This is a genomic window from Streptomyces sp. NPDC005402, from assembly GCF_040606575.1.
Taxonomy (GTDB): Bacteria; Actinomycetota; Actinomycetes; order Streptomycetales; family Streptomycetaceae; genus Streptomyces.
Map to the genome: position 1 here is coordinate 117810 of NZ_JBEXFB010000017.1, position 19606 is coordinate 137415.

At 70.4% G+C, this 19606-nt stretch carries 19 protein-coding genes and 1 pseudogene; 11 read left to right on the top strand and 9 right to left on the bottom strand.

The window, feature by feature from the left end:
• Positions 1-9: 9 nt before the first annotated feature.
• On the bottom strand, positions 10-1548 hold the full coding sequence (locus ABZT02_RS29690) for a gamma-aminobutyraldehyde dehydrogenase (protein WP_356022754.1): 1539 nt from the start codon (positions 1546-1548) through the stop codon (positions 10-12).
• A gap of 211 nt (positions 1549-1759) precedes the next feature.
• On the opposite strand from ABZT02_RS29690, the gene ABZT02_RS29695 reads away from it, so the two are divergent.
• Positions 1760-2329 carry an NADAR family protein gene (locus tag ABZT02_RS29695; RefSeq protein ID WP_356022756.1) on the top strand — a complete coding sequence of 190 codons (570 nt, stop codon included), beginning with the start codon at positions 1760-1762 and terminating at the stop codon, positions 2327-2329.
• A 43-nt stretch (positions 2330-2372) separates the two neighbouring features.
• Here the strand turns inward: ABZT02_RS29695 and ABZT02_RS29700 are convergent, their stop codons facing one another.
• Positions 2373-3077 carry a DUF4190 domain-containing protein gene (locus ABZT02_RS29700; RefSeq protein WP_356022759.1) on the bottom strand — a complete coding sequence of 235 codons (705 nt, stop codon included), beginning with the start codon at positions 3075-3077 and terminating at the stop codon, positions 2373-2375.
• 385 nt (positions 3078-3462) lie between these two features.
• Here ABZT02_RS29700 and ABZT02_RS29705 point away from each other — a divergent pair, with 385 nt between their 5' ends.
• Together ABZT02_RS29705 and ABZT02_RS29710 are read left to right on the top strand one after the other, a co-directional pair.
• The gene (locus ABZT02_RS29705; RefSeq protein ID WP_356022761.1) at positions 3463-4503 is read left to right on the top strand and encodes an adenosine deaminase; all 1041 of its coding nucleotides are present in this window, start codon (positions 3463-3465) and stop codon (positions 4501-4503) included.
• A 41-nt stretch (positions 4504-4544) separates the two neighbouring features.
• A complete protein-coding gene (locus ABZT02_RS29710) occupies positions 4545-5240 on the top strand; it encodes a glycerophosphodiester phosphodiesterase (protein ID WP_356022763.1) in 696 nt (231 codons plus the stop codon).
• Positions 5241-5273: 33 nt separating this feature from the next.
• Here ABZT02_RS29710 and ABZT02_RS29715 read toward each other — a convergent pair whose 3' ends face one another.
• Positions 5274-6935 carry a sigma-70 family RNA polymerase sigma factor gene (locus ABZT02_RS29715; RefSeq protein ID WP_356022765.1) on the bottom strand — a complete coding sequence of 554 codons (1662 nt, stop codon included), beginning with the start codon at positions 6933-6935 and terminating at the stop codon, positions 5274-5276.
• A gap of 233 nt (positions 6936-7168) precedes the next feature.
• Between ABZT02_RS29715 and ABZT02_RS29720 the strand changes: the two genes are divergently transcribed.
• Entirely contained in the window at positions 7169-8314 is a 1146-nt protein-coding gene (locus ABZT02_RS29720) for a serine hydrolase domain-containing protein (protein ID WP_356022768.1), read from the top strand.
• Here the strand turns inward: ABZT02_RS29720 and ABZT02_RS29725 are convergent.
• The 5 genes and pseudogenes from ABZT02_RS29725 to ABZT02_RS29745 all read right to left on the bottom strand — a co-directional run bounded on the left by ABZT02_RS29725 (position 8307) and on the right by ABZT02_RS29745 (position 11824).
• Complete coding sequence (locus tag ABZT02_RS29725) at positions 8307-8834, bottom strand: hypothetical protein (RefSeq protein ID WP_356022770.1); 528 nt, start codon at positions 8832-8834, stop codon at positions 8307-8309. The genes ABZT02_RS29720 and ABZT02_RS29725 overlap by 8 nt on opposite strands.
• Positions 8835-8888: 54 nt before the next feature.
• Entirely contained in the window at positions 8889-9314 is a 426-nt protein-coding gene (locus ABZT02_RS29730) for an SRPBCC family protein (protein ID WP_356022773.1), read from the bottom strand.
• Positions 9315-9511: 197 nt separating this feature from the next.
• Positions 9512-9730 (bottom strand): hypothetical protein, encoded by a 219-nt coding sequence (locus ABZT02_RS29735; protein ID WP_356022775.1) that lies wholly within the window; start codon positions 9728-9730, stop codon positions 9512-9514.
• Positions 9731-9847: 117 nt separating this feature from the next.
• Positions 9848-10218, bottom strand: a pseudogene (locus ABZT02_RS29740) (spermidine/putrescine ABC transporter substrate-binding protein); the annotation flags it as partial.
• Between the two features lie 166 nt (positions 10219-10384).
• Positions 10385-11824 carry a gamma-aminobutyraldehyde dehydrogenase gene (locus tag ABZT02_RS29745; RefSeq protein ID WP_356022778.1) on the bottom strand — a complete coding sequence of 480 codons (1440 nt, stop codon included), beginning with the start codon at positions 11822-11824 and terminating at the stop codon, positions 10385-10387.
• Between the two features lie 171 nt (positions 11825-11995).
• On the opposite strand from ABZT02_RS29745, the gene ABZT02_RS29750 reads away from it, so the two are divergent.
• From ABZT02_RS29750 to ABZT02_RS29780, 7 genes are all read left to right on the top strand, one after another.
• Complete coding sequence (locus tag ABZT02_RS29750) at positions 11996-12526, top strand: Lrp/AsnC family transcriptional regulator (protein ID WP_356022780.1); 531 nt, start codon at positions 11996-11998, stop codon at positions 12524-12526.
• Between the two features lie 19 nt (positions 12527-12545).
• Positions 12546-13910, top strand: a complete 1365-nt coding sequence (locus ABZT02_RS29755; protein ID WP_356022782.1) for an aspartate aminotransferase family protein — start codon at positions 12546-12548, stop codon at positions 13908-13910.
• Positions 13911-14109: 199 nt separating this feature from the next.
• A complete protein-coding gene (locus ABZT02_RS29760) occupies positions 14110-14850 on the top strand; it encodes an ATP-binding cassette domain-containing protein (RefSeq protein ID WP_356022785.1) in 741 nt (246 codons plus the stop codon).
• Complete coding sequence (locus ABZT02_RS29765; protein ID WP_356022787.1) at positions 14832-16223, top strand: hypothetical protein; 1392 nt, start codon at positions 14832-14834, stop codon at positions 16221-16223. Before ABZT02_RS29760 ends, ABZT02_RS29765 begins: the two co-directional genes overlap by 19 nt.
• 107 nt (positions 16224-16330) lie before the next feature.
• A complete protein-coding gene (locus ABZT02_RS29770) occupies positions 16331-16750 on the top strand; it encodes a VOC family protein (protein ID WP_356022790.1) in 420 nt (139 codons plus the stop codon).
• Positions 16751-16786: 36 nt separating this feature from the next.
• Positions 16787-17908 (top strand): LOG family protein, encoded by a 1122-nt coding sequence (locus tag ABZT02_RS29775; RefSeq protein WP_356022792.1) that lies wholly within the window; start codon positions 16787-16789, stop codon positions 17906-17908.
• A 147-nt stretch (positions 17909-18055) separates the two neighbouring features.
• On the top strand, positions 18056-18754 hold the full coding sequence (locus ABZT02_RS29780; RefSeq protein WP_356022795.1) for an LAETG motif-containing sortase-dependent surface protein: 699 nt from the start codon (positions 18056-18058) through the stop codon (positions 18752-18754).
• Between the two features lie 62 nt (positions 18755-18816).
• Here the strand turns inward: ABZT02_RS29780 and ABZT02_RS29785 are convergent, their stop codons facing one another.
• The gene (locus ABZT02_RS29785) at positions 18817-19605 is read right to left on the bottom strand and encodes a maleylpyruvate isomerase family mycothiol-dependent enzyme (protein ID WP_356022797.1); all 789 of its coding nucleotides are present in this window, start codon (positions 19603-19605) and stop codon (positions 18817-18819) included.
• Between the last annotated feature and the right edge of the window lies 1 nt (position 19606).

A 19606-nucleotide genomic window follows, 5' to 3' on the forward strand; every position in this document is an offset into this window, starting at 1 on the left:
GGAAATCGGTTACAGCCGGTCCCCGAAGATCGTGCGGTGCCAGTCCTTCCTGACGACCGCCTTATTGTCGAACATAACGTGCTTGATCTGGGTGTACTCCTCGAACGAGTACGAGGACATGTCCTTGCCGAAGCCGGACGCCTTGTATCCGCCGTGCGGCATCTCGCTGATGATCGGGATGTGGTCGTTGACCCACACGCACCCGGCCTTGATCTCCCGCGTGGCCCGGTTCGCCCGGTAGACGTCCCGGCTCCAGGCGGAGGCGGCGAGCCCGTAAGGGGTGTCGTTGGCGAGCCGGATGCCCTCGTCGTCGCTGTCGAAGGGCAGGATGACCAGAACCGGTCCGAAGATCTCCGACTGCACGATCTCGCTGTCCTGTGCGGCGTCGGCGACGAGAGTGGGCTTGTAGTACGCCCCCTTCGCGAGTCCCCCGCCCGGCGCCTCGCCGCCCGCCACCACGCGCGCGTAGGCACGCGCACGGTCGACGAACCCGGCGACCCGGTCTCGCTGGGCATGCGAGATGAGCGGCCCGAGATCGGTGCCGGCGGCGAACGGGTCACCGAGCCGGACGGTCTCCATCAGGGCCGCGGTCTTCTCTACGAACGCCTCGTACAGCGGCCGCTGTACGTACGCGCGCGTGGCGGCCGTGCAGTCCTGCCCGGAGTTGATGAGCGCGCCCGCGACGGCCCCGTTGACGGCAGCCTCCAGGTCGGCGTCGTCGAAGACGAGGAAGGGGGCCTTGCCGCCGAGCTCCAGATGCAGCCGCTTGACGGTGGCGGTGGCGATCTCCGCGACACGCTTGCCGACGGCCGTCGACCCGGTGAACGAGGTCATGGCCACGTCGGGATGCCCGACCAGACGCTCTCCCGCCTCCTTGCCGGTCCCGGTGACGATGTTGACGACACCGTCGGGAATCCCGGCGTCGGTGGCGGCCTGGGCGAAGAGAAGGGAGGTGAGCGGGGTGATCTCGGCGGGCTTCAGAACGATGGTGTTGCCGGCCGCGATCGCAGGGAGGATCTTCCAGGCGGCCATCTGCAGCGGATAGTTCCAGGGCGCGATGGACCCGACGACACCGATGGGCTCGCGCCGCACGTAGGACGTGTGATCCCCGGAGTACTCACCGGCGGACTGCCCCTGAAGGTGCCGGGCGGCACCGGCGAAGAAGGCGGTGTTGTCGATCGTCCCCGGGACGTCGAACTCCCGGGTCAGCTTCAGCGGCTTCCCGCACTGGAGCGACTCCGCGCGGGCGAAGTCCTCGGCACGGTCGGCGAGCACGGCGGCGAACCGGTGCAGGGCGTCGGACCGCTCACCGGGAGTGGTGGCCGCCCAGCCCGGAAAGGCCGCGCGAGCCGCGGCGACCGCGGCATCGACGTCCTCGACGCCCGCGAGCTCATAGGTGAAGACCTCCTCACCACTCGCGGGATCCACGACCGCGTGCGTACGGCCGGAGGTCCCCTTGGTGAGACGCCCTCCGATGAACTGCGCGCCTTCGGCGAACCGCTCCTGCGCCGCGAACCGGTCCGGGATGGCAGTGCCCGGGTTGTGCATGTCGCTCTCCTCCGCCGTCATCCCGCGGGTACCGCGGGTGGGTGGCGTAGCTCCAGCTCGATTTGAGTGCCGATCCTGACAGAGCAATGACGCTCCTACAAGTGATTCCGTTGTTGCCTTTCGGTTACGCGACGGAATCTGTCGACCAGGTGTCGAGCCGCCCCCGAAAAGGAAGGACGGACTGTCAGTGGTTCCTGTCAGACTCGCGTGCATGGGGAAGATCACGGGGAAGATCGATTCACAGGATGCCCTGGTCAAGCAGGTCCGGGCCGGAGCGAAGATCAAGTATCTGCATTTCTGGGGCCACCGCCCACGTGCGGACGGCCGGGTCGGCGCGAGCTGTCTGAGCCAGTGGTGGCCCTCACCGTTCGTCGTGGACGGGGTCGGCTATGCGACCGCCGAGCACTGGATGATGGCGGGCAAGGCGCGGCTCTTCGAAGATCAGGAGGCGGAGCGCCGGATCCTGGCGGCCGGATCTCCGGCGCAGGCCAAGAACATGGGGCGGCTGGTCAGAGGCTTCGACGAGCAGATCTGGCGTCGTGAGCGCTTCGGGATCGTCGTGGAGGGCAGCGTCCACAAGTTCGCGGCCCACGAGGACCTGCGGCTGTTCCTCCTGAACACCGGCGACCGGGTGCTGGTCGAGGCCAGCCCGGTGGACCGGGTGTGGGGCATCGGCCTCGCCGCGGACGACGAAACGGCGGGCGACCCGGAGCGCTGGCGAGGCCCGAACCTCCTGGGCTTCGCGCTGATGGAGGCGAGGGACCGCCTCACAAACGCGTGAAGGGGACCACCGGATCCGGTGGTCCCCTTGTGTCCGCCGCGAACTACCCCACCTGGGCGGCCGCCACGACGGCGAGGGAGCCGTCGTAGTAGTCGGAGTCGTCCTCCGAGTTGATGGCGGCGGTGATGCCGATGGCGAGCAGGACGATCACGGCGATGCCGAGGATCGTCCCGATGATCCCCATGATGAACCCGGCCTGCGCCTGCCCGTGGTTGGTGGCCTCCCCCCGCTCGGCCCGCTTGCGCCCCTTGATCCCGAACACGATGGCGAGGACCCCGAGCACCAGCGAGAGGATGCCGTACATGCAGAACAGGGCGCAGGACAGGATGCCCAGCACCATCGCGGCGACACCCATGCCGTTCTGCGGGGGCATGGGCGGGGCCCAGCCGCCGTATCCCTGCGGGCTCTGCGGATAACCGGGGTAGCCGTAGCCGACGGGAGCGCCGGGGCCCTCGGGTCCGATGGGCGGAGGCGGCACGGGGGCGGGCCCACCGGGTGTGCCGGGTCCGGGTCCACCGACGGGCACACCCTGCTCCGGGGCGGGGTAGCCGTAACCCGGGGTGGGCGCGGCTCCGGGAGGCGGGAAGCCGTAACCAGGGGTGGGCGCGGACGTCACGGTGTCCTGATCATGCACGGAGGGCGACGGCGGCTGACCGGCACCGGGCGACGGGCTCTTCTCCAACGAAGGCCCACTCTCCGGTGGCGCCCACGGATCCCGGTCCCCGTTCGACTGCGTTCCGTCCGTCATGCTCACGTCCCCCTAGATCGTACGTGCGGGCCATGCTACGGGAGCCGTTGGCTGCGCTGGGCTTGGGCCGGGTGCCCATGGGGGTGCCGATCAGGTGGTAGGGCGGGCGCGGGATCGTGGGAGCTGATCGCGCAGTTCCTCGCGCCCCCGGGGAGTTGGACCGTCCACCATCCTCGCGCACCACGGCGGACCGTGCAGGGAGCCGAGGCCGCCGCAGGCATTCGGGGGCGCGGGGAACTGCGCACGACGCCCGCCCCCACCGGCCCGCAGACACCCCACAACCCCGCCCGCCTAACATGTTCCGCATCGATCAGCCGATCACCGCGCCGCACGGCAGGCACCGCACCGCACTACCGTGCCAGGCGCCCAGCAAGGGGAGGCCCCCATGACGACGCCCGACCACCTGCACGCCTTCATCGCCGAGCTGCCCAAGGCCGAACTCCACGTCCACCACGTCGGCTCGGCCTCCCCACGCATCGTCTCCGAACTGGCCGCCCGCCACCCCGACTCCAAGGTCCCCACGGACCCCGAGGCACTCGTCGACTACTTCACCTTCACGGACTTCGCCCACTTCATCGACGTCTACCTCAGCGTCGTGGACCTGATCCGCACCCCGGAGGACGTGCGGCTGCTCACCTACGAGGTCGCACGGGACCTCGCCCGCCAGCAGGTCCGCTACGCCGAACTCACCATCACCCCGTTCTCCTCGACCCGCCGCGGCATCGACGAGCGCGCGTTCATGGAGGCGATCGAGGACGCCCGCAAGGCGGCGGAGTCGGAGTTCGGCACGGTGCTGCGCTGGTGCTTCGACATCCCGGGCGAGGCCGGCCTGGAAGCCGCCGAGGAGACGACCCGCCTCGCCACCGACGACCGCCTCCGCCCGGAGGGCCTTGTCAGTTTCGGTCTCGGCGGTCCCGAGATCGGCGTCCCCCGCCCCCAGTTCAAGCCGTACTTCGACAGGGCGATCGCCGCCGGCCTGCACTCGGTGCCGCACGCCGGCGAGACGACCGGTCCGGAGACGGTGTGGGACGCCCTCACCCACCTGCGCGCCGAACGCATCGGCCATGGCACGAGCTCCTTCCGGGATCCGGCGCTCCTGACCCACCTCGCCGAGCACCGCATCCCGCTGGAGGTGTGCCCCACCTCCAACATCGCCACCCGAGCCGTCCGCACCCTCGACGAGCACCCGCTCAAGAAGTTCGTGCAGGCGGGGATCGTCGTCACGATCAACTCCGACGACCCCCCGATGTTCGGCACGGACCTGAACAGCGAGTACGCGGTGGCGGCGAGGCTCCTGAACCTCGACGAACAGGGCCTGGCCGAACTCGCGAAGAACGCGGTCGACGCGTCGTTCCTCGACGAACCCGGCAAGAACAGGATCAAGGACGAGATCGACACCCGCACCACCACGTGGCTCGCCCCGTGACCCCGCCACAACCGGCTCGGTGAGCCCACCACAATGGGCGCATGCAGAAGCTGACGGCCGTGGCACACCGCGGCGACCCCTATCGCGTCCGTGAGAATACGATCGACTCCCTGCGTGCCGCGCTCGACCGGGGCGCGGACGCGGTGGAGATCGACGTACGGCTCACCAGGGACGGCGTACCGGTGCTGCTCCACGACGAGACGCTGAAGCGGTTGTGGGAGCACGACCGCCCCCTGCTGTCCCTGTCGGCGGACGAGGTGCGGGGTCTGACGGACGGCGAGGTGCCGACGCTCGCGGAGGCGCTCGAAGCCACCGACGGCCACCGCATGATGCTCGATCTGCCCGGCACGAGAGAGGTACGAGTCGCCCGTCGCGTGGTCGACGTGGTGCGCGAGTGCGGTGCCCAGGACCGCGTCTACTACTGCGCCGGCGCCACCGCCATGCTCGCCGTCCGCGAGGCCGACCCGTCCGCGGAGATCGCCCTCACCTGGACGAGCCTCGCGCCCCCGCGCCCCGCTCTCCTGAACGCGGTGAAGCCCCGCTGGCTCAACTACCGTTTCGGCCTGATGGACCGGGACCTCGCCGAGCGCATCCACACCGACGGCTACCTGATCTCCGTCTGGACTCCCGACACCCACCGCTCGATGCGCCGCCTCGCCGCCCTGGGCGTCGACTCGATCACGACGAACCGGGTGGACGTGCTCTGCGCACTGCGCGCGGCCGGCGACGCGGGCTAGACCCGGCCGGCCACCCGGTTCGGCGTGACAGCGCTACAGCCGGGACTCCTGGGCAACGGTCGCCGGGTCGGCGGGAGTCGACCGGGTGACGTACTGCGGTACGGGGGTGTCGTCCCGGCCGGTGTCGCGGACCAGGCCGTAGCGCTTGGCCCCCTGGGCTGGGCCGGTGGTGATGTCCTTCTTGACGGCGTCCCAGGTGGAGGGGAAGACGCTGAGGCCGTAGTCGGCGCCGCGTTCGTTGACCGTGAGGGTGACACTGCCGTCGAGGTAGAAGTACTCGTTCTGCCACATCTGCTGGGTGCCGGCGGGCAGGACGGCGTAGCCGACGGTGGAGTTGCCCATGCCGGTGGCGGCGGTGTCCGTGGCGCTGACGGGGTCGTCCATACGGCGGCCGCCGCCCGAGGCGACGTGGAAGAGCTCGCCCTTGAGGCCGGTCCAGGCCGGCATGACCAGGCTGCCGGCCCGGTACTGGGGCGAGAGCTGCCAGCGGACCAGGACATAGCCCTCGCCGGTGAGCGTGACGCTGTCCCCGCGGTGGTTCATGACGGCGTGCGCGCCGCCGGTGCTGGTGACGCCGGTCTCGGGCCGGTGCGGCAGGGCGCCGGGCCGGGTGTCGGGGTCCGGCGCCCGGTCGACGGCGTCGACGACACTGCCGTAGAGGACGGTCTTCGTCGGTGTCGCCGACGGGGACGGGGACGGCGAGGACGACGGTGTGTTCCGCGCGGAGGGCGCCCGGTACGTGCTCGCCGCCGTGGGCGAGACCGCCACCCGCGGCGCCGGGGCGTCCGGGGTCTGCGTGACGACGTACGCGCCGCCCGCGACGATCGTGGCCCCCGCGGTGGCCGCGACGACGGGCTGGGTGAGCGCGCTCAGCACCTTGGCGGACCAGCTCACGGAGGCGACCGTGGCGGTGGCGGCCGCGGCCGTCTTGCCGCCGAGGGCCAGCGAGAGGGTGAACCCGACCGGGACCGGCACCAGCGCGATCCCGACGAGCAGCCGCTCCGCCGGTACGACCGCCTCGCGGGTGTCTCCGCAGTAGCCGCAGCGGCGGATGTGCCGGGCCAGCCGCTTGCGCCAGACCGAGTCGGGGCGGCCGTTGAAGCGGGCGGTCAGTTCGCGCAGGTCGGGGCAGGCGCCGTCGAGGGCGCGGACGATGCCGCGGGAGGTCTCCAGGCGCTCCTTCATCCGCTGGACGCGCACGGCGGCGTGCTGCCGGCTGATGCCGACAGCGGCGGCCAGCTCACGCCGGGTGAGTTCGCCCGCGACCTCCAGCCACCACAGCGACAGCAGTTGCCGGTCCTCGTCGTCGAGCCAGCGCACGGCCTCCGCGACCTCGCGTCGCTGCCCCTCCAACTGGAGTCGCAGGACGGTGAGTTCGGCGAAGTCGGCGGCCTCGCGCGCGGCCGACTCGTCCAGCGGGGCCGGGGTCCTGCGGCGGGCCCGGTCGCGGATCTGGCGCATGGCGATGGCGACCAGCCAGGACCGGAAGCTGTCCGGATCGCGGAGGCTGCCGAGGTTGTCGACGGCCCGCAGCATGGTCTCCTGGACGACGTCGTCGACGTCGGCGTGGCCGTTCAGGGCGCGGCCCACGATGTTGTACACCAGCGGCAGCCAGCCCGCGACGAGCTCGTCCAGCGCGCGCCGGTCGCCGTCCTGCGCCGCCGCGATGGTGTCGCGCCACTGCCGCGTGTCCACATCGTCCTTTCCGGCCGGTGCCCCCTGCGTGCATGGTCGTGCGTGGAGACGGAGTGAAGGGCTCCGCGATAACACTTTTTCGCCCCCTAGGGGACCTCCCCCACAACTCGCCTCAAGGAAGCCGGAGTTGCTCAGGGTTCCACCAGGGGCCGGGCCCTTCTCGGCGACGATCCCGCCGCCTCGACAGCCCCGCAGGATGATCACACACATCCCACATCCTCAGGAGCCGACTCATGCGTGACATTCGTCGCAGAAGCATCCTCGCCGGCGCCCTCGCCGTGCCCCTGACCGCCGGCTTGCCGACCTCCTCCGCGTCCGCGACCCCGGCCGTGCACAGCACCTCCGCACCGGACGTCAAGGCGTTACGCGCCGCGATCGCCGGGCTCCCCGACGCGAGCGCCACCGCGGCCCTGGTCCGGGTCGGCGGCACCGGCGGCCGTTGGCACGGCAGCTCGGGCGTGCGCGATCTGGAGAGCGGACGGCCCGCCGATCCGGACGCGCGGTTCCGGGCCGGTTCGACGACGAAGGTGGTCACGGCGGCGGCCGTACTGCGACTGGCGCACGAGGGGCGGATCGGCCTGGACACGCCGGTCCAGCACTACCTGCCCGGCCTCCTCGGCAGGCGGTTCCGGCCGGTCGCCGTGCGGCAACTGCTCGACCACACCAGCGGTATCCCGGCGGGCGACGGTCTCGGCACCACCTTCGAGGAGGTGTACGCCCACCGCTTCGACACGCTCAGCCCCCAGCGGGTCGCCGCGTCCGCGGGTGCGAAGGAGCCGGAGTTCTGCCCGGGCAGGCAGCAGCACTACCTCAACATCAACTACACGTTCCTCGGCCTGCTGATCGAGCGGGTGACCGGGCGGTCGTACGCCTCCGAGGTCAGCCGGCTGGTGCTCCGGCCGGCCGGGATGCGGGACACGTACTTCCCGGGCACCGATCCGCGCATCCTCGGCCCGCACAACCGCGGCTACCAGGTGGTGAAGAGGCCCGACGGGACGACGGAGTTCCTGGACGTCACGGACTGGAACCAGGCGGACCGGTTCGCGGCCGGGGACATGATCTCCACGACCGCGGACCTGGAGCGACTGCTCACCGGCCTCCTGCGGGGCCGGATCGTCCCGCGGCCGCAGCTGAAGGAAGTGTTCCGGGTTCCGCCGGGCATCACCGGCGCGAGTTACAGCGCGGGCGGCCTCCAGCGTTTCGAGTCCGACGGGAAGGTCTACTGGGTCAAGTCCGGCGGCCGGTACGGCTACAACTCGGCGATCGCCGCCACCCGGAACCTGAGCCGCACGGTCGTGTACTCGGTGAACTCCACCGACGCTAAGAGCGAGGACGCGAACCCGGTCGTCGGCCGGATCATCACGGCGGCGCTCAAGTAACGGGCACGACAGGGGCGCTGGTCCCGGAGTCGTACGGGGTGAGCGCCTCCAGCCGCTTGATCTTCCGCCGTACGACGTACAGCGGGAGCACTCCGAACACCCCGAACGCCATGTCGATCACGCTCCACCAGAACGGGATGCCCCGGATCGGTCCGCAGATCAGGGCGAGCGGGATGATCCCGGCACAGGCGATCATGGCGAACTCGACGACCCAGATGTTGCGGACCGGGTCGCGGTAGGGGCCGTAGAAGGCGACCGCGATGACCAGGTGGGCGAAGGCCAGCCAGTCCGTGCCGTAGAGGAGGAAGGGGTAGTCGGAGTCGGCGGTGTCGAGCCCGCGCCGGACGCGCGCGATCCAGTCGGTCAGGGCGTCCGGCGCGGGAAGGTGCCGCAACACGTCCTCGGTCCAGCGCAGTTCGTGGACCAGCGGGAAGGCCGTGGCCCCGCTGAGCACCAGGCAGACGACGAAGAAGACCAGCCATGCGCGGATGCCCTTGAGTTGGGCGGCTCTGTCGCTCATGGCAGCAGCGTACGCCTGTAATTGAACACGTTCAAAAGTGATGTCCGTACGAGGTCAGGACGCCGCCGCCGTCTCGGCCAGTTTCTGGAACTCGCCGAGGTCGTAGTTGGCGAGTGTCGAGTCCAGGTTGGTCAGCGCGCCGAGGTGCTCCAGGAACCCCTGCGGGTCGTACTCGATCTGCAGCGTCACCCGGCTCGTGGTCTCACCGAGCCGGTGGAAGGTGACCACGCCCGCGTGGTGCACCCCCTCCACCGTGCGCCAGGCGATGCGGTCCTCGGGGACGACCTCGGTGAGTTCGGCGACGAAGTTCTTGTCGGCGCCGGGCAGTTGGAGCTGCCAGGCGAAACGGCGCTCGTCCAGCCGTTCCACCAGGCGTACGTGGCTCAGAAAGGTCGGCCACCGGGTCACATCGCTCCACAGTGCCCAGGCGACAGCGACGGGAGCCTCGATATCGACCGTTTCCACGAGGGACGCGGACATGCGGTACCTCTCCTTCCGGTTGGCCGGGGCCGGCCCGGCGGTTGCGGTGCGGAGCGGATACCCCCGTCGGGACGGCACACGCTCATCTCCTCCTGCGGGACATTCCGTACGCCGCGAGCGCGACAAGGACGATCACGAGGACATCCGCACCCAGCCGGGGAGCGGTGGACCCGACGCACCGCGGGCTTCCATGAGGCCTACCGCCCGTCGCCCCTGCGGGCCTTGACCCGCATCGCCACGAGAACGAAGCCGGTGTAGAGCACGGCCAACCCGACGCAGATCCAGCCCTTCGGGATGCCCTTGCCGATCATCATGATCCCGGCGATCAGCATCACGGCCGAGAGCCCGTAGGTCAGCAGCCCGTTCCTGCGCATCGCGGAATCCGAACCGTAGGCCGTCCTTGCGAACCTGCTCATCGTCACGTCCTCCGCGTTGCCGCACAGGTCGGACCGGTGTGAAGCCGACGTGCCCGAGGGTTCACGGATGAAACCGGCGCCGGACGCGGGGCCGAGGGCTCGCTTTCCCGCCGGCGTTCACCACCCCACGATCACGTTCCACCGCTTCGCGTACTCCCCCCGCTCACCGGACGTGATGTCCCGCGCGATCACCAGCCGCTCGCGCATCTGCGCGTCCGGGAAGATCAGGGGGTTCTCGGCGAGGGCGGCGGTGTCCTCGTCCTTCGACGCGGCCAGGACGTCCTGGGCGGCGGGGACGGGGCAGACGTAGTTGACCCAGGCGGCGAGTTCCGCGGCGACGTCGGGGCGTAGTAGTAGCCGACGAGGCGCTCCGCGTTGATCTTGTGCAGGGCGCGGTCGGGAATCATCAGGGAGTCCGACCAGAACGCCGCGCCCTCCTCGGGGACGAGGAAGCGGATGTCGGGGTGGTCGGCCTGGAGCTGGATCACGCAGGGCGGGGTACGGCGGACACCCTGTCGAGCGGACACCGCCGCCGCTCACCGATCCGACGGGAACAGCGACGCCGCCACAACTCCCCCAGGGGCGCGGGGAACTGCGCGACCAGCCCCCACGCGCCCGCGGCCGGAGAACCCCGCACCCCCGCGGCCGAAGAACCTACGCGTCCAACGACGTCATCACGTGCTTGATCCGCGTGTAGTCCTCGAACCCGTAGCCCGAAAGGTCCTTGCCGTATCCCGACTTCTTGAAGCCGCCGTGCGGCATCTCGGCGACCAGCGGAATGTGCGTGTTGATCCACACGCACCCGAAGTCCAGCTTCTTGGACATCCGCATCGCACGGCCGTGGTCCTTGGTCCACACCGAGGACGCCAGCGCGTACTCGACGCCGTTGGCCCACGACACGGCCTGCTCCTCGTCCGTGAAGGACTGGACGGTGATGACCGGCCCGAAGACCTCCTTCTGGATGATCTCGTCGTCCTGCTTCAGCCCGGACACGACCGTCGGCGCGTAGAAGTACCCCTTCTCACCGACCTGGTGACCGCCGGCCTCGACCTTGGCGTGCGCGGGCAGCCGCTCGATGAACCCGGAGACCTGCTTGAGCTGGTTCGGGTTGTTCAAGGGACCGAACAGCACGTCCTCGTCGTCCGGCTGCCCGGTCTTCGTGTCGGCGGCGGCCTTCGCCAGCGCCGCGACGAACTCGTCGTGGATGGAGGACTGCACCAGCACGCGCGTGGCCGCCGTACAGTCCTGCCCGGCGTTGAAGAAGCCCGCCACCGAGATGTCCTCGACGGCCTTGGCGATGTCGGTGTCCTCGAAGACGACGACCGGGGCCTTGCCGCCCAGCTCCAGGTGCACCCGCTTCAGGTCCCTCGACGCGGACTCGGCGACCGACATACCGGCCCGCACCGAGCCGGTGATCGACGCCATCGCCGGCGTCGGGTGCTCGACCATCAGCCGGCCGGTGTCACGGTCACCGGTGATGACGTTGAAGACGCCCTTGGGCAGGATCCCGCCGATGATCTCCGCGATCAGCACGGTCGACGCCGGGGTCGTGTCCGACGGCTTCAGCACCACCGTGTTGCCGGCCGCGATCGCCGGCGCGAACTTCCATACGGCCATCATCATCGGGTAGTTCCACGGCGCGACCTGCGCGCAGACCCCGACCGGCTCGCGCCGCACGATGGAGGTCAGGCCCTCCATGTACTCACCGGCGGAGCGCCCCTCCAGCATCCGCGCCGCACCGGCGAAGAAGCGGATCTGGTCGACCATCGGCGGGATCTCCTCGGACCGGGTGAGCCCGATCGGCTTGCCGGTGTTCTCCACCTCCGCCGCGATGAGCTCCTCGGCGCGCTCCTCGAAGGCGTCCGCGATCTTCAGCAGGGCCTTCTGCCGCTCGGCGGGGGTGACGTCACGCCAGCCCGGGAAGGCCGCTGCGGCGGCGGCCATCGCCGCGTCCACGTCGGCCTGTCCGGACAGCGGGGCGGTCGCGTACGCCTCACCGGTCGCGGGGTTGACCACGTCCGTGGTCCGCCCGTCGGCGGCGTCCCGGAACTCACCGTCGATGTAGTTGCGCAGACGACGCAGCTCGGTGCTCACTGCCGACCTCCTGAGGGGGGTTGAAACTGTCCACTGACTGAGACACCCACCCTAATCGTCAGGCCCACGTTTTCAACACCCCCGATCCGGCCAAGACTGCGAAATCCGCAGGTCTCCGTCACGTAAACAACGAATTTCATCGCCCCGACCTTGCGAAACCGACGAGACGTCGTGCACAGTGAGCCCGTGGCCAGTCGAAGCGCAGACCCCAGGGACTCCCGCGAGTCCAGGAGCGAGTACAGGAACGGCAGCAGCCCCAACCTGGACGCCGTCTCCCTCGCCATCATCGAGCAGCTCCAGGAGGACGGCCGCCGTCCGTACGCCGCGATCGGCAAGGCCGTCGGCCTGTCCGAGGCGGCCGTACGCCAGCGCGTCCAGAAGCTGCTCGACCAGGGCGTGATGCAGATCGTCGCCGTCACGGACCCGCTCACCGTGGGCTTCCGGCGCCAGGCGATGGTCGGCATTCATGTCGAGGGCGATGTCGAGTCCGTGGCCGACGCGCTGACCGCCATGTCCGAGTGCGAGTACGTGGTGATGACGGCCGGCTCCTTCGACCTGATGGTGGAGATCGTCTGCGAGGACGACGACCACCTCCTGGAGGTCATCAACCGCCGCATCCGGGCCATCCCCGGAGTGCGCTCCACCGAGAGCTTCGTCTATCTGAAGCTCAAGAAGCAGACCTACATGTGGGGAACCCGATAACCGTGAGGACCCGATAACCGTGAGCTCCAAGGACCTCAGCCGCACCGCGTACGACCACCTGTGGATGCACTTCACCCGCATGTCCTCGTACGAGAACTCCCCGGTCCCGACCATCGTCCGGGGCGAGGGCACCTACATCTACGACGACAAGGGCAAGCGCTACCTGGACGGCCTCGCGGGCCTGTTCGTGGTCCAGGCCGGCCACGGGCGCGTGGAGCTCGCCGAAGCGGCCTTCAAGCAGGCGCAGGAGCTGGCGTTCTTCCCGGTGTGGTCCTACGCCCACCCGAAGGCCGTCGAACTCGCGGAGCGCCTCGCGCAGCACGCGCCCGGCGACCTGAACAAGGTCTTCTTCACCACCGGTGGCGGCGAGGCGGTCGAGACCGCCTGGAAGCTCGCCAAGCAGTACTTCAAGCTCACCGGCAAGCCCACCAAGTACAAGGTCATCTCCCGCGCGGTCGCCTACCACGGCACCCCGCAGGGCGCCCTGTCCATCACCGGCCTGCCGGCCCTGAAGGCCCCCTTCGAACCGCTGGTCCCGGGCGCGCACAAGGTCCCGAACACCAACATCTACCGCGCCCCGATCCACGGCGACGACCCCGAGGCCTACGGCCGCTGGGCCGCCGACCAGATCGAGCAGGAGATCCTCTTCGAGGGCCCGGACACGGTCGCCGCGGTCTTCCTGGAGCCCGTGCAGAACGCGGGCGGCTGCTTCCCGCCCCCGCCCGGCTACTTCCAGCGCGTCCGCGAGATCTGCGACCAGTACGACGTACTCCTGGTCTCCGACGAGGTCATCTGCGCCTTCGGCCGCCTGGGCACCATGTTCGCCTGCGACAAGTTCGACTACGTCCCGGACATGATCACCTGCGCCAAGGGCATGACCTCGGGCTACTCCCCGATCGGCGCCTGCATCATCTCGGACCGCCTGGCCGAGCCGTTCTACAAGGGCGACAACACCTTCCTGCACGGCTACACCTTCGGCGGCCACCCGGTGTCCGCGGCCGTGGGCCTCGCCAACCTCGACCTGTTCGAGCGCGAGAACCTCAACCAGCACGTCCTCGACAACGAGGGCGCCTTCCGCTCGACGCTGGAGAAGCTGCACGACCTGCCGATCGTCGGCGACGTCCGCGGCAACGGCTTCTTCTACGGCATCGAGCTGGTCAAGGACAAGACGACGAAGGAGTCCTTCAACGACGAGGAGACCGAGCGCGTCCTGTACGGCTTCCTCTCCAAGGCCCTCTTCGACAACGGCCTGTACTGCCGTGCCGACGACCGCGGCGACCCGGTCGTCCAGCTCGCCCCGCCGCTGATCTCGAACCAGGAGACCTTCGACGAGATCGAGCAGATCCTGCGCGCGACCCTCACCGAGGCCTGGACCAAGCTCTAGAAGCCCCCGCATCCGGCGACTCAGCGGCTCATACGGCCCGGAGTGCACCCGTCCGAGTGACAGGCGTGCACCCCGGGCCGTGTGCTGTACGGCGTCCCGCCCCCGCCTCCTTAGCGTGCCTGGTAACCGATCGGCCCTGCTTTCGTTCCCCCGCTCGGGGGATTGCAAGGCACAACGGACCAGAACGAGGTGTACGCCCATGGAGGCCCCGCCGGACAACGATGTGCTCTGGGCACGCTCCCTGCACTTCACCCACCACGACGGCTCGCCCGCGCTCCAGGGTGTCTCCCTCGGAGTGCGCGAAGGAGAGATCCTCGCCGTCAGCGGGCCCCGCGGCAGCGGCAAGACCGCACTGCTCAGATGCCTGTCGGGACTCACCCCGGCCCAGCGCGGCGAGGTCTGGTTCAACAGCGTGCCCGTGCACACCATGGGCCCGCTGACCCGCGAGCGCCTGCGCCGGGACCGTTTCGGCTGGATCGACCCGGCCCCGGTGCTCGTCCCCGAGCTCAACGCCTGGGAGAACGCCGCCCTCCCCCTCATGCTGCGCGGCACCGGTCGCCGACGCGCCAGGACGACCGCCCTGGAGTGGCTGGAGCGCCTCGACATCGGGGACCGGACCCGCAGCCGCCCGCACGAGCTGACCCAGTCCGAACGCCAGCGCGTCTGCGTCGCCCGCGCCCTCGCCCCGGCCCCGTCGGTCCTGTTCGCGGACGAACCGACGGCTCCCCTGCACCGGGCGGAACGCGCGCACGTCCTGCGCACGCTCACCACGGCCGCCCGCTCCCACGGCATCACCGTGGTCCTGGCCACGCACGACCCCGACACCGCAGCCCTGGCGGACCGCACGGTCACCCTCCTGGACGGGCGCCGGGTGAACACCGTGCACCTGCCCCCGATGGCCGACTCGGAAGGCCGTACCGCGTGCTCGCTCTCCGTCTGACCCGGGGCGCCCGTCCCGCCGTACAGCTGCGCCGCCTCCTGGTGGCGCTCGCCTCGGCGGGCACGGGCTTCCTCCTCCTGTGCAGTCTCGGCCACGCGATCAGCCACCCCGAGGACGCGTCGGGCGCGGTCCTGCGCCTGGCGTGGTGCCTGACCCCGCTGGCTGCGACGGTCCACTTCGCCCTGGCGGTCGCCCGTACCGACCCCGGCACCCGTCCCCGCCCCGGTCTCGCGGCGATCGGCCTCGGCCCGGCCCGCCTGATGGCCGTCACGGCCACGACGACGGCCCTGTCCTGCACGCTCGGTTCGATGCTGGCGCTGCTGGTCTTCCTCCACCTGCGGGGCGACCTGACGGGCATGCCCTTCGACGGGGCGGCGGCGGACTTCCTGGCGGCGGACGTCCCCCTCCCGTTGCCGGCGGCCCTGACCCTGCTGGGCCTGGTGCCGGCGATCGCGTCGGTGACGGTGGCACTCGTCCTGCGGCCACCGGACGACAGACCGGCCTCGGCGAGGAGGGAGGCACGGTCGTACGGCCGCTTCGGGGCGTCCGGCAGGACGACGACCAGGGAGCCCTTCGGGGCGTACGGCCGCTTCCGCGCGCGCCGGAACCCGGGTGAGCCGGCCGCCGACCGGGCGGCGGGCAGTCGCACCGCCGAGGCGGTTCCCGACCCGAAGCCGGACGGCACCCCGCCGGCACAGGCGGGCGACGACATCCCCACCGAGGACAACCGGAGCGGGGACCCCGGCCCGGCAGTCCTGCCCGCCCCCCGAGAAGCACCCAAGGGCCTCCCCTGGGGCATCGCGGTCCTCGCCGCGGGCCTGGCCGTGGAGGCCTACGCCAACCGTCAGGGCACCGTCCCCGCCACCCCGCTCCCCGGCGGCCTCGCAGGCACCCCCTCCGTCCTCGTCGGCTGGCTCCTGACCGCCGTCGGCCTGGCGATCGCCGGACCCGGTCTCACCCACCTCTGCGGCCGTCTCCTGCAGTCCACCCGGCCCGGCGCCCTCCGTCTCCTCGCCGGAAGAGTCCTCATGGCGGAAGCCGGCCGGATCGGGCGCCCCTTGGGCATCGTCTGCGCGGTGGCCTCCGGCGCCTACGCCATGACCACCCTGTACGACCCCACGGGCCCCCAAGTGGGTCCCCTCACCACCCTGGGCCTGCTCCTCGTGACGAGCTGCACGATCGCCACACTCCTCACCGCCGCGGTGGAGGCGAAGCACGCGAGGTCGGACACCACGGCCGCACTGGTCCGCCTCGGCGCCCCCGCGACGATGCTGCGCAGCGCGGCGGCCCTCCGCGCCGGCGCCCTGCTGGCCCTCTTCGGCCCGCTCACCCTGGTCGTGGCCGAGTTGGCGGCCCTGCCCCTGACCTCCTGAGCTCCGTACGGGAACCCGTACGAAAAAAAATCACGGCCCGCCGATGAGTTCCGCCGAGCCCGCCCGTCTACCCACCGAACAGCACGCACCCGATGGGAGAGACTCCGATGACCTCGCCGACCTACCAGCAGATGATCTTCGTGAACCTGGCCGTGAACGACCTCGACGCCTCCAAGAAGTTCTTCACGGAGCTCGGCTACTCGATCAACCCGCAGTTCAGCGACGACAACGCCGCGTCCGTGGTGATCAGCGACACCATCGTCGCGATGCTGATGACGAAGGCGTTCTACTCGACCTTCACCAAGAAGGAGATCGCGGACGCGACCAGGACCAGCGAGGTCCTGATCGCGCTGAGCGCCGAGAGCCGCGCGCAGGTCGACGAGTTGGTCGACAAGGCACTCGCCGCGGGCGGCACCCTGTCCGGCGAGACCCAGGACCACGGCTTCATGTACGGCCGCTCCTTCGACGACCTCGACGGCCACAGCTGGGAGGTCGTCTGGATGGACCCGGCGACGATCCAGGGCTGACCCACGGGCCTCGATCCGGCGTGCGAGCATGGGCGGGTGCAGACGAGCCCCGCCCACGCGGCACACCATGACGACCGTGAGATCGAGACGCTGGAGGAGTTCGACGCGGTCGTACCGGCCCGCGGCACCCTCGGCGGTTACCGGGTCCAGTCCGTCGATCTGACGGACCGGACAAGGGAGTTGCTCGCCACCGACACCGCGGGCGCCGTCTTCCTCGGCTGCCCGATGCGGGAGAGCGCCGCGGAGAAGCTCCGCGCGGACGGTGCCCTCGTCTTCCCGCCCGTCCCGAACCTGCCGTTCGACCCGTACCGCGGACTGCTCTACTCCCCCGACGAGTTGTTCGACGGACTGGAGAAGGGGTACGAGCAGACCCCCGACGCCCTCGCCTACGCCTGGTTCCAGCGCACCAAGGCCGACGGTGACATATACGCGTCGATGCTGCGCTCCGTCCACGACGACGCCGTCTCCGACGCCCTCGACGAACTCCTGCGCGGCGCACGGGTCGTGGGGGTGATGGGCGGCCACGCGATGGCCCGCGGCACCGAGGAGTACGCCGGTGCGGCCCGTCTCGGCCGTGAACTGACCCGAGCCGGGTTCACCGTGGCCACCGGTGGCGGCCCGGGCGCGATGGAGGCGGCCAACCTCGGCGCCTACGCGGCCCCCTTCGAGGACACCATGCTCGACGAGGCCTGCGAACTCCTCGCCAAGGCACCGTCGTTCACGCCCTCGATCACCGACTGGGCGCGCGTCGCCTTCGAGATCCGTGCCCGCCGGCCCCGGGGCGGCCACTCCGTCGGCATCCCGACCTGGTTCTACGGGCACGAGCCGCCGAACGCCTTCGCCTCGCACATCGCCAAGTACTTCGCCAACGCCACCCGCGAGGACGGCCTGCTGGCCCGCTCCACCGCGGGCGTGGTCTTCCTTCCGGGCGCCGCCGGCACCGTGCAGGAGATCTTCGACAACGCGACGCCCAACTACTACGAGTCGCGCGGCGAACCCACGCCGATGGTGCTCGTGAACCGCGCCCACTGGACGGAGAGGCTGCCCACCTGGCCGCTGCTCCAGGCGCTGGCGCGGGAGCGGTCAATGGAGGCCCGAATCGCCCTTGTTGACCGGATCGAGGAGGCTCCGGCGGCACTGAAACGTCTCACACGGTAATAAGAACGCAAAGTCAACGGTTGTAGGGGGCCTACACGTTGACACTGCTTATGCAGCGCTTATAGACCTGTGAGACTCGTGGGGATGGTGATGACACATCACCCTCCCTTCAACCCCCCGCATTTGCGCACCCCGTGAAGGACGAACGTGGCATTTACGCCCATATCCCGCCGCACCTCCCGCGCCGCGCGCTTCCTCGGCGTCGCCGCCGCCACGACCGCGATCGTGCTCGGCGCCTCCGGCAACGCCCTTGCCTGCAACATCAAGGAGTTCTCCGCCGAAGCCAAGTGTGACGGCACTCAGGGCGTCATCACCGTCACCGACGTGGACAAGTCCGGCGTCGAGGCGACCGTCTCCGTGTACCTGCAGAGCAACGGTGCCGACGAGAAGAAGGTCGGCGAGCAGACGGTGAAGGGCTCCAAGGAGGGCACCACCATCACCTTCAAGGAGGACTGGGCGCCCAACGCCGAGTACCGCATCCACGTCGAAGCCCTGCCCTACATCAAGGGCGAGGACATCACGCCCAACCTGACCACCCCGGCGACCGCCTGCAAGACCGAGGACACGCCGACCCCGACGCCCACGCCCACGCCGTCGGACTCCGCCAGCACCCCGGCAGAGGAGTCCCCGACCCCGACCTCGACCCCGTCGGCCTCCGAGGGCACCACCGCTCCGGCGCCCGCCGAGAGCAACGCCCCGTCGCCCGCGGCCGGCGACTCCAACCTCGCCGAGACCGGTGCGAACTCCAACACCGGCCTGATCGCCGGCATCGCGATCGCCCTGGTCGCCCTCGGCGGCGGCGCGGTGTTCTTCGGCCTGCGCCGTCGTGGCGCCGGCAGCCGCTGACGCCGTACCTGAACGACCGTTGTGGCCCGTCCCCGGTGTGGGGGCGGGCCACAGCCACGACATCACCCGAACGTGGTCCGCTCCAGCCAGAACTCCAGCAGCTCCCGCTCCCCGAGCACCTGCAACTCCGGGCTGTCCAGGGGCAGTCGACGGTAGAAGGCGAGCAGGACGGCGGTCAGCGGGCCGCGCAGCGCGACGGTCGCCTTCTCGTGTCCGCGACGCCAGACGATGACGTCCTCGGTGAGCTCGACCACCCAGTCGGCACTGAGCTCGGCAGTCACGTCGGTGGCGTGCAGATGGATGCTGCGCCCCGGCCCCCGCAACTGCGTCGCCTCGTCGTGGGGCATGGTCCGCTGCACGAACTCCACGATCCGCGGCCACTCGTCGATCGCGTCGGCGGCGATCTCCGGTGCGACCTCGTACGGCTGCCCGGCGGCGAGCGCGGCGTCGGCGCGGTGGATCGTGAGTTCGTGGGCCATACGGCGAGCCCAGAAGCCCGAGGTGGGGATCCCGGCCCAGGACCACACCTGGGCGTCCGGGCCGGCCTCCCGGAGCGTGGCCACGAGCAGGTCGCCGGTCTCGGCGAGCCACGCGTCGAGATCAGCGGCGTTCCCGGGCCCCTCCCCCAAGGGCACCCGCTTCTCGGGCACTGCTTCCCGCGCCCGGGTCCGCACCATCGCCTCGGCCCAGCGCAGGGCGCCCCCGGTGTGCCGCACCAGCCGCTCCAGCGACCAGTCCGGGCAGGTCGGCACTGTCGCGGACAGATCAGCCCCGGAGGTCACCACGGTCCTCAGCAGGCCGACTTGGTGGGCGATCTCGTCGCAATAACGGTCGTGTGAGAGCGGGTACATG

Bases quoted from the DNA above. Each gene is read 5' to 3' on its own strand.
- ABZT02_RS29690 (WP_356022754.1), bottom strand. From the start codon at position 1,548: ATGCACAACCCGGGCACTGCCATCCCGGACCGGTTCGCGGCGCAGGAG.
- ABZT02_RS29695 (WP_356022756.1), top strand. From the start codon at position 1,760: ATGGGGAAGATCACGGGGAAGATCGATTCACAGGATGCCCTGGTCAAG.
- ABZT02_RS29700 (WP_356022759.1), bottom strand. From the start codon at position 3,077: ATGACGGACGGAACGCAGTCGAACGGGGACCGGGATCCGTGGGCGCCA.
- ABZT02_RS29705 (WP_356022761.1), top strand. From the start codon at position 3,463: ATGACGACGCCCGACCACCTGCACGCCTTCATCGCCGAGCTGCCCAAG.
- ABZT02_RS29710 (WP_356022763.1), top strand. From the start codon at position 4,545: ATGCAGAAGCTGACGGCCGTGGCACACCGCGGCGACCCCTATCGCGTC.
- ABZT02_RS29720 (WP_356022768.1), top strand. From the start codon at position 7,169: ATGCGTGACATTCGTCGCAGAAGCATCCTCGCCGGCGCCCTCGCCGTG.
- ABZT02_RS29725 (WP_356022770.1), bottom strand. From the start codon at position 8,834: ATGAGCGACAGAGCCGCCCAACTCAAGGGCATCCGCGCATGGCTGGTC.
- ABZT02_RS29730 (WP_356022773.1), bottom strand. From the start codon at position 9,314: ATGTCCGCGTCCCTCGTGGAAACGGTCGATATCGAGGCTCCCGTCGCT.
- ABZT02_RS29735 (WP_356022775.1), bottom strand. From the start codon at position 9,730: ATGAGCAGGTTCGCAAGGACGGCCTACGGTTCGGATTCCGCGATGCGC.
- ABZT02_RS29760 (WP_356022785.1), top strand. From the start codon at position 14,110: ATGGAGGCCCCGCCGGACAACGATGTGCTCTGGGCACGCTCCCTGCAC.
- ABZT02_RS29770 (WP_356022790.1), top strand. From the start codon at position 16,331: ATGACCTCGCCGACCTACCAGCAGATGATCTTCGTGAACCTGGCCGTG.
- ABZT02_RS29785 (WP_356022797.1), bottom strand. From the start codon at position 19,605: ATGTACCCGCTCTCACACGACCGTTATTGCGACGAGATCGCCCACCAA.